10 protein-coding genes and 1 tRNA gene are annotated in these 9,028 nt (G+C 47.4%); 3 read left to right on the top strand and 8 right to left on the bottom strand.

Annotated elements, in window-relative coordinates:
* The 4 genes from Q8K48_06005 to Q8K48_05990 all read right to left on the bottom strand — a co-directional run.
* Positions 1-1,340: transaminase (locus Q8K48_06005; protein MDP1851954.1), on the bottom strand; the 1,340-nt coding region annotated here is incomplete at its 3' end.
* 30 nt (positions 1,341-1,370) lie between these two features.
* Positions 1,371-2,138, bottom strand: a complete 768-nt coding sequence (locus Q8K48_06000; GenBank protein ID MDP1851953.1) for a hypothetical protein — start codon at positions 2,136-2,138, stop codon at positions 1,371-1,373.
* The gene (locus Q8K48_05995; protein ID MDP1851952.1) at positions 2,125-3,039 is read right to left on the bottom strand and encodes a carbohydrate kinase; all 915 of its coding nucleotides are present in this window, start codon (positions 3,037-3,039) and stop codon (positions 2,125-2,127) included. The genes Q8K48_06000 and Q8K48_05995 overlap by 14 nt, the downstream gene beginning before the upstream one ends.
* Positions 3,036-3,527: a heme-binding protein gene (locus tag Q8K48_05990; GenBank protein MDP1851951.1), complete on the bottom strand. Its 492-nt coding sequence runs from the start codon at positions 3,525-3,527 to the stop codon at positions 3,036-3,038. The genes Q8K48_05995 and Q8K48_05990 overlap by 4 nt, the downstream gene beginning before the upstream one ends.
* A 27-nt stretch (positions 3,528-3,554) precedes the next feature.
* Between Q8K48_05990 and Q8K48_05985 the strand changes: the two genes are divergently transcribed.
* From Q8K48_05985 to Q8K48_05975, 3 genes are all read left to right on the top strand, one after another.
* Positions 3,555-4,484 (top strand): aldo/keto reductase, encoded by a 930-nt coding sequence (locus Q8K48_05985; GenBank protein MDP1851950.1) that lies wholly within the window; start codon positions 3,555-3,557, stop codon positions 4,482-4,484.
* A 93-nt stretch (positions 4,485-4,577) separates the two neighbouring features.
* Positions 4,578-4,799 carry a ParD-like family protein gene (locus tag Q8K48_05980; protein MDP1851949.1) on the top strand — a complete coding sequence of 74 codons (222 nt, stop codon included), beginning with the start codon at positions 4,578-4,580 and terminating at the stop codon, positions 4,797-4,799.
* On the top strand, positions 4,800-5,081 hold the full coding sequence (locus Q8K48_05975) for a type II toxin-antitoxin system RelE/ParE family toxin (GenBank protein MDP1851948.1): 282 nt from the start codon (positions 4,800-4,802) through the stop codon (positions 5,079-5,081).
* 24 nt (positions 5,082-5,105) lie between these two features.
* On the opposite strand, the gene Q8K48_05970 is transcribed toward Q8K48_05975, so the two are convergent.
* The 4 genes from Q8K48_05970 to Q8K48_05955 form a co-directional block, all read right to left on the bottom strand.
* Positions 5,106-5,178: transfer RNA gene (locus Q8K48_05970), tRNA-Thr, on the bottom strand.
* A gap of 44 nt (positions 5,179-5,222) precedes the next feature.
* Positions 5,223-7,856 carry a hypothetical protein gene (locus tag Q8K48_05965; GenBank protein ID MDP1851947.1) on the bottom strand — a complete coding sequence of 878 codons (2,634 nt, stop codon included), beginning with the start codon at positions 7,854-7,856 and terminating at the stop codon, positions 5,223-5,225.
* Between the two features lie 61 nt (positions 7,857-7,917).
* Positions 7,918-8,583, bottom strand: coding sequence for an FAD:protein FMN transferase (locus Q8K48_05960; protein MDP1851946.1), 666 nt, complete (start codon positions 8,581-8,583; stop codon positions 7,918-7,920).
* A gap of 117 nt (positions 8,584-8,700) precedes the next feature.
* The coding region (locus Q8K48_05955) for a hypothetical protein (protein ID MDP1851945.1) at positions 8,701-9,028 on the bottom strand (328 nt) is incomplete at its 5' end.

The raw sequence follows: 9,028 nt of genomic DNA, 5'->3' as shown, positions 1-9,028 counted from the left end.
AGTTCGGCGCACATTGTGCGAAAGGCTTTGGTATGTGCATCGACATCGGCCACCGTTGTTTCGGGACACATCAGGGCCATGTTATGGAATGGTGTTATCAGAAAACCATCATTGAGCATTCGCAGGTGAATGTATTGTTCTAATTCAAAATCGCCAGCGACGTTCGCTTCGGCCCCTGTTGTTGGCGCTTTGATTGCAAACATGTACTCCCCCCGTGCACCAAGGCGATTTACCGTCCAAGGCAGATCAAACTCTTTGATTGCGGCATCAACGCCATCAGACCAACGAGTTCCTAACTCAATCATGTGATCAAAGTTTTCCTGAGTTAATACTTGGGTCAACGTGGCTCTCATCGCTGCCAGCGATAGAGCATTACCAGCTAACGTGCCGCCGATTCCCCCAGTATCAATAATCTCTAGCTCGACCAATTTCTTTATTGAATCAGCGATGGCTGCGCTCATTCCAAAGGTTCCAGTTGGAATCCCACCAGCAATTGCTTTTCCGATAGTTAAGAAGTCAGGCTTTAAGCCCTGATCTGCCGTCATTCCGCCCGGACCGACCGAAATCGTATGGGTTTCATCGATAATTAAAATTGCTCCATACTTCTTAGCTAACTCTTGTACCGCCTCCAAATAACCAGAGCGTGGCAAAACGATTCCAACGTTAGTCATCGCAGGCTCCATCAAAATAGCTGCTACATCGCCGTGCGCTAACGCGTTTTCCATTCCGGCAATATCATTAAACTCAACCACACGGGTCGTAAGATCAAGTGCAACTGGTGCACCAATATTTCCTTCACGGGAAATAGTTTTTCCAGACTCATCCAATGTTGCAAAACTCTCATCTACACTTCCGTGATAACAGCGATCAATTACAACTATTTTTGATCGCCCAGTAATCATGCGACTGTAACGAATCACATGTCGGTTGGCATCGGTGGCGGAGACCGTGAACTGCCACAGAGGCAGGCCAAATCGCTTTGATAATTCTGCAGAAACGATGGCAGCATCGGCAGTTGGCAACATTGCGGTGATACCTTTGCCGACCTGTTCGCGAATTGCCGCGACGGTCGCATCTGGTGAGTGACCAGTCATCGAACCTGTATCACCTAAACAAAAATCAATGTATGTATTTACATCGACATCGGTAAAGCGTGCACCTTTAGCGCTCTCAACGAATATCGGATAAGCACCTGGCCATTTAGCCATCCACGACATAGGAACTCCGCCGGGCATATTCGCTTTTCCCGCTTCGAATAAATCTCCACTTTTTGGATGTTTCGCTAAGAAACGTATACGTTCGACTTCGGTTAAGCGACTTAAGGTATCCCGATTAATCATTGTGCCAGTCTAACCTTGAACTAACTCCTCTTAATCAAGTCGTTCAAAAACAAATAACGCTTCAATATAATCCTCGCCACTGATTCCTAAATTTTGAGCATCGGGCGGTGCGGTTTGAGGTTCGATGCAAACACCTTCGCTATCTTCAGTGTAAACAACCCACCATGGTGCATCACATTCGATCGATATCCGTGCGACATCCTCCCAAACGACAGCCGGAGTGCCTTTTATCCCAGTGAAAGCATCATCCCAAGGTTGGGCAGTTGGCGCACAGCGCTCTCCTGTTGGAATTCCTTCGAAGTTTCGAATTAGCATCTCTGTTGCTTCAAACTCAATTTCTCCACTGCCGCCATAATCTAAATCTCGTGCAAACCATGGATGCATTCCCATCCAAACCGGTAAATCGCAGCCATTGGCATCGTATTCCAGTGACCATCGCACGGCATCATCTAAAACTTCAATTCGCTGTTCCACAGTTGCTCCGTTATATGGCGCTGGCAAGTGCAACAACGAGCGTCCTGGAGCGATTTCCTGCCATGAAGAGATAAGACCAAAGCCATGCAATGCATGTGGTGGATCAATCGTTGCTGGAAGTTGAAAGCTTTCACCCTTTGTGTTGGTAATGAGCCCTTCATTAATTCGACCTGCCCATGGCGCCATTGCATACCAACCCGATGTATGAACTTGACCGCGAAAGGGCACAGCGAATTCATTGTCGCGCCACTTAAGTGAAACTATTCGAGCCCCATTGTCATCATCGATTGCGATTTGAAACTCTGCATCATCAATAAACTGCATTATTTTCCATCGCCTCTGTTAGTTCGTGCTTGTATGGAGGTTGAGCTCCTGCCCGAGAACAAGTGATCCCTGCTGCGATCGCAGCTTTGTGTAGTACTGAATTGAGAACATGTCCTTGTAACTCTGCCACCGAATGCAAAATTACACTTTCAACAATAATAGCCCCGACAGTATCGCCAGCACCTACCGTGTCAATGACTGTGACCTTTGCTCCATCGACCTCTTCCATTCCATGCTCGGTAAAGCCGATCAAACCGTGTGCACCGCGTGTAATAACAACACAACTCACACCTTGTGCAATCCAACGATGGGCAACTTCATCCAACGTCTCATCTGGATAGAGCCATTTAATATCCTCATCACTAACTTTTACAATCGATGAGATTGTGACCCATTTTTCAACTGATGACGAATATATTTCTCTATCGCCCATAACCGATGGACGGATATTTGGATCAAAGACAATCGGTGCGAACTCGCCAACGCGAAGCGCCCAATCAAATAGCTGGCTGGCCCCAGGTTCAATTATCGTAGCCAGAGTGCCGATATGCAGTACGGATGGCTTAGATATTGAAGGATCTGGAAGCCACGATGATTCGAAATCAAAAGTCGCCGTATCATCGATGAGAAACTCATAACTAGCAACACCGTGTGAATCTAAGGTTACGGTTGCTGTGCATGTGGGTTTGTCGCTCTTTAAAGAGTGCGCTAAACCAACACCATCGCGCACTAAAGCTTTGCCGGCCATAAGCCCATACTTATCGCTGGAAATTCCATCAATAAAATCGACTTCATGGCCCAATCTTGCTAAGGCTTTTGCCGTATTTGCGGGGCCACCACCAACGACATCTCCAGTTGGTAAAATATCGATAAGCACTTCACCGGCTACCCAAATGCTCAACTGAGTTCACCTTTGCGGGCTAAATACTCTGTAATAATTTCAACACCGAGTAAGTGATCTTGCACTTGCGGTAGCCCACTAATAAGCAATATTCCAGCAAAACCTACGCCAGTCACATTGAGCGCCAATGCTCCGCCATGTATCGCATGCGTTTCTTCGGGCTTGCCATAAACCTCATACCAATTAATTCCCTGCTCTTCGGCCAAAACTCTTTCATACATCGTTGAATGGCCAGTGGCCATAGTTACTCGCGCTTTTCGCGCAATCCAGGCATCGTTTAAGGGGGTTGAGCTAGGTAAGGATACGTGGAAAACAATCCACTCTTTGAGCCGAACTTCGATTGCAATTGGAAGTGATCGTGCCAGACCAATACTCTTCGCGATCTCGCCAATTTCAATCGCTTCGGCCTGCGTTAGTGATGGCAGTATTAACGTACGTGCCTCCAGGGCTAAACCCTCACTTGTAAAACCACCAGTTGTTTCGACCACAGTGCAATTGTGCCTTATTGTGCGTACATGATCACTATTCCAGAAACCGACCTCGTAGTTCACCCATTATGCCTTGGCACTAATATCTTCGGATCGAACGCCGACGAGGCACAATCTCACGATGTTCTAGATGCCTATAGCGCCCATGGCGGTAATTTCATTGATACTGCCGATGTTTACAGCCAATGGGTAGAAGGCCATGTCGGGGGTGAATCAGAAACCATCATTGGTTCATGGATGAAGGCTCGGGGAAATCGATCTTCAATGGTGATTGCAACTAAGGTTTCGAAATTGGCCCAACGCCCTGGACTTTCGGCTGCAAATATTTTTGCCGCTTGCGAAGAATCTCTCAATCGACTTCAAACCGATTACATTGATCTGTATTACAGCCACGCTGATGATCCTGAAGTGCCTATGGAGGAAACTCTTGGCGCTTACGGCCAACTGATTGCAGAAGGCAAAGTTCGCTATATAGCAGCCTCTAATTTTTCCCCTGAACGTCTGCGCCTTGCAATGAAAGTGAGTGAAGAGAACTATCTACCTTCATACGTCGCCGTGCAGGATTTATACAATCTAGTAGATCGCACAACGTATGAAAGTGGAATGGCATCAACTGTTGCGGAGTTTGGAATTTCTAATCTTCCATTTTATGGCTTAGCTCGGGGCTTCCTGTCCGGAAAATATCGACCTGGCGTAATTCAAGTGGATTCAAAGCGTGAAGTTGGAGCGCGTGAATATGCAACCGAAAAGGGTTACGCAGTTATCGCCGCTATGGATGAGATTTCAAATGCGCACAATGGGGCTCCACTTTCTGCAATCGCTTTAGCATGGCTAAGGGCACAACCAACGGTAAGTGTTCCCATCGCATCTGCGCGCACCGTTGCCCAGCTCAACGAAATTATTCAGATTATTGATTTATCAAGCACAGAAATTGAGCACCTAAACTCAATCTCATAAAGTGGGGAGAGAAAACCTTGCCTTGATTCTTTAAAAATTTACCCACAATGTACCCAGTTTCCAGATTTACTACTTTTGTAGTAAAATAGCCTTATGAGTATGCCAGTCAGAATCGATCCCGATTTATATAAGCGTGCAAAGAAAGAAGCAGCAATCGAGCACCGCACTATCGCTGGCCAAATTGAGTTTTGGGCGAAAATTGGTCGTGCTTGTATCGATAACCCGGATTTACCAGTTAATTTTGTAATCGACTCCCTCGCATCTTTAGAGACCTTAGAGAGAGACAAAATTCCCTTTAAACGCCGTGAGATTTAATTGTCTTACACAGATAATCAGACACCTCGATTTTTAAGGCTTTACAAGAAACTCTCAAGACGAGAACTCAGCTTCCTGCATGAGAGCATGGACATGGTCATTGAGAATCCACAGCTTGGCCAAAAGAAAATCGGGGATCTCTCAAATCTCTATGTCTATAAATTCAAAATCGGCAAAACTCAGTGGCTGCTTGGTTATAGTTTAAATGAGGCTAAGAAAATAATTACGTGGGAAGCGATTGGGCAACACGAAAACTATTATCGAGATCTAAAAAGAAAGTAAGCGTTTGTTCGAATAATTTAGGAGAGCCGCCTTCGGGAATCGAACCCGAGACCTTCGCTTTACGAGAGCGACGCTCTGCCAACTGAGCTAAGGCGGCCGTTGCTATAGAGCCTAATTACTTTCGTGGGAAAACGAGAGTGATTATCCGGATTTTCCACTCAAACGTGTAGCCATCGTAACGGCGACTTTGAGCCAGGTTTCGACCTGGGCATCGGTAAAGGGAGTTTCACCGGCGCTCATGACGTAGAGCCCTGTAAACATGGCACCGTTAAATTGATAGAAGCCCAGAAGCTGACGGGCGCGCGCACCTGAGTCGATCTGCGCGCGAACTAGAACCCGCGAACTCTCGGCAACTAGTCCAGATGGCAAGGAGTTGATCTGGGTGAATGTGTACGGCGTAACCGCCCCGCTGCTATCTGAAAAGCCCTTTTCAATCATGCACTGGTTCATTACTTTTACTAACTCTCGCTGTGCACTCTGGGCCGCCGCCGGAGATGAGTATCGGACAGTTTCAGTGGAAAGAAAGGAGAATTTCGATTCGGGCTTTGTAGCTACAACTTGGCGACGCTCCACGCGCTCTTTTTCCGATGCAAAGGTGCCGTTACATAAATCTAGGGATGGGTCTACTAACGTCGTTCCGCCATTCATGGGTAGAACGCTCCACTCTTGACTGAAGTCATCGGCGTTGAAACCAAACTTTGACAGGGCCACCTGTTTGGAATCGGTAAGAGATGGATCGGTAACTGCAGGCAGGCGATCAACATCCTGTACATCTGTAAATGTAGCGAGCACCGACGTTAGAGCAATAAGAACAAAGTTATTTCCACTAATGCGTACCACTCTCTTGGTTGCACCAATATCAACGCTGGCACCGCTCCGAAGTTTGGCAGATTTTGAGTCCGGAATACTCGCAAGCGTTCTTGCTCCAGCGCTCACAGTAGCTGCGCCAGTACCAACTAAGACATCGAAACGGCCGCTAACACTCATGCTCGCAGTGCATTTTCCAGTGCATTTGAGTGCGCCAGATCCATAGAGTGCGCCGGCAGTAGACCACTTACCGGTTCGCGATGATTTAGCTGCCGGAACTACAGTATTAGTTATCGATAGATCTCCACTAACGCCATTACCGATGCAGTCAAACACCTGGGCAGTAGCCTTGAGAACAGTTCCGCTCTTTACCTTCACAGTTGGTGCCGCCTTGGCTGTGCTGCTCTGAATGATGAGACCATCCTTATCAACTAAATTCGTTTTACACAGACCGCTTCCATCATCTTTTGCGCCAGTCCAAGTAAGTGAGAGTTGATCGCCATTAATGGCTGTGGGGGTAAAATCACTCGTCACAATTGGCCGGCCACGATCAATATTTACTTTCATGGCTTGCGACCACTCACTCTTGTTTCCGGCGATATCGATCGAGCGGATGGCAAATGAGTAAACACCTTCGGGAAGATCGCGTGCATAAACAGTCAGCGGCGCAGTAAATGGATTCAAATAACCCGGAGACCAATTCTCACGCCCGTGTCCTGGCAGTTCACTAACAACGCCATCTATTGAAACTTCAAAAGATGTAATTGTTGTATCTGCGTCGGCATAACCGGGCTTTAATATTTCAACACCTGGATAGCGCCACTCACTTAAGGGAAGTAGAACTGGTACTGGTGGCGGCGTAATATCTGCTTTTTTCGTGACCGTCACAGTTGCGCTAGTTTCACTGGCAGTAGCAGTGAAAGTTAAATTTCCCGAATAAGTTGTTGCCGATAGCGCAGTCATAGAACCGCCACTTGAAAATGCGTTCAAGTATCGGTATGAATCGAGGTTGAGCATCCACAGATCAGTGCTTATGCCATCTTCAAACTCACTTGCGCTCGCATCCTCTGGGTTGGCAGATACCACCGAGGAAATTGGTGGCGGATCAATTCGAAATATTACTAACCCAGGTTTATAACCGACACCGTTAAGAGTTCTGCGATATTCAACCCAATAAGCCGCTGAACCATCGCGAACATAAATGGCGCGTAAGCCATTTGCAAAATCCGAAGGAGCAAGCGTCAGTGTTTGAGTTTGCCACACTTGTTTAACTTGTGATTCATCAAGTAAACCAATTCGCCATTGATGATAAGTATTGAGCGGTGATTTTGTATCTACGTTACCCATGACATCAATTACCCCGCCGTATTCCACTGCCTTACATGTTTCACCCCATGCACCATCTTTTTTGCCATCGCTACAACGTAAAAAATTAGTGTGGCCCAAACCAAAGGTGTGTCCTAGTTCGTGGACAATCACGAACGAGTCATCGGTATCGTGTAGAACTAAGGTCCCGCTCGTTGATTGTGGAGTCCCTAGTTGGGCACGCCCTGACCAGATGCAGCCCGCTTTTGGCGCTGTGATTATTAAGTAACGGTTGCTATCGTCGCTGATACCTAAACGCCTATATGCCTCATTGCGCATAGAGTTCATGAAAATCATCGATGCCGTGCCTACGCACGCCATTTTCGAGTTCAAGATAATCGGCTCGGCCAAAACCTTTCCGGCGACAAAGGAGATAGCGCGGTCTCGGGTATCTCCATTGAGCGTTGTAAATGATTTCCAGCTCGCGTTGACTTTAGTGTTAACTAAGATCTCTAAAGCTTTAACATCTGAAGGCAATGGAGCTGCCCCGGCCCAACTTACTGAAACGATATCTATAACTCGCTCATCTACTGCAAATGCAGGTGTTAACCCGAGAGTTGCTATACCAAAGAGCGCTGCAGTTACGAATCCAACTCTCTTCATGCAGTGCATTCCTTAGCGGCAGAGTTAATTATCACGAGCCGTACTTTATACGTCAGTGCCACTAGATGCTCCATGAAGTATTTTCATGGCGATCAATGACCCAGACGTGATAACCAGCTAACTCGCTTTGAGTAAACCAGTGCGCGGAATCTTCGCCTGCAACCATGACGGCCGTAGCCAGCGCATCGCATAGCCATCCCGCAGCACCGACAATCGTTGCCGACTTAGCGCCGATAGCGATCATCCCAGTATATGGATCGGTGATATGCGCTCCACGCTCATACGTTCCAGATGTAGCAATTGCGCCATCGGTGATTTCAAATATTTTTAAAACCTCTTGGCGATTATCGGGATTCACAACGCCAATTTTCCATGGCTTAACCTGTGAATCGGTCGGATCAAACCAACCGCCGCGCAAAGATAAATCCCCAGCAGCATTTACTTGCACGTGCTGCGCCCCTGCCGCCACCAACATATCGGCGCAAATATCAGCCGCCCATCCCTTAACTAAACCCGATGGATCAAAACCCTCTGCCACCGCCCATGGGTCAAATGCTCCATCGCTTAAATATTTGGCCTGTTCGCATAGTTCCCACACCTCCCGTACATCGGCAGGGCAGTCCGCAATCACGGTTTTACCACGGCGCAAACGCGACACCCACGAACCATCGATGTAGGTAGAAAAATCCTCATCAACGAATCTACAAAACTCAACTACTTTTTTCATACTGTTACTTAAATCGTCACCACTGACATTCGCTGATGAACAATCCACATCCACCACCGTGCCCCACACGGGAAAATGCGAGCGCAGGTGATTCACGGTTCGAGCCTACCTAACGCCTTACAAACCGGCGTTAGCGAGCGCACCTTGCAAAGATTTATACCAGCCGTACGAAGTATATGAAGCCCCAGATGCTCCTTGAATATTAGAGCTCTGTGCCGCCAAAGTCTGTCTTGTCAAAACTGGGACTGCCATATGTGTGTACCGAGAATTTTTACCAGATGGTGCGACTATCGCTTGTGCATCGGTGATTCGACCATTAACAACAGTGATCTGAACCTGAACGTTTCCGTACTGAACAAAAACACTTGGACCAACAAATGTTCCACTCACACCGGCTGGCGCTGGCGCTGCAGTTGTTGCTACGGCGGCAGGAGTTGGATCAGCG

This window comes from Candidatus Planktophila sp. (assembly GCA_030681675.1).
Classification (GTDB): Bacteria; Actinomycetota; Actinomycetes; order Nanopelagicales; family Nanopelagicaceae; genus Planktophila.
The sequence above is the reverse complement of the archived record's forward strand: the minus strand, read 5'-3'. Positions and strand labels throughout refer to the sequence as shown.

Coding starts and splice junctions, on each gene's coding strand:
- Q8K48_05985 (MDP1851950.1), top strand. CDS start 3,555: ATGATCACTATTCCAGAAACCGACCTCGTAGTTCACCCATTATGCCTT.
- Q8K48_06000 (MDP1851953.1), bottom strand. CDS start 2,138: ATGCAGTTTATTGATGATGCAGAGTTTCAAATCGCAATCGATGATGAC.
- Q8K48_05965 (MDP1851947.1), bottom strand. CDS start 7,856: ATGAAGAGAGTTGGATTCGTAACTGCAGCGCTCTTTGGTATAGCAACT.
- Q8K48_05980 (MDP1851949.1), top strand. CDS start 4,578: ATGAGTATGCCAGTCAGAATCGATCCCGATTTATATAAGCGTGCAAAG.
- Q8K48_05960 (MDP1851946.1), bottom strand. CDS start 8,583: ATGAAAAAAGTAGTTGAGTTTTGTAGATTCGTTGATGAGGATTTTTCT.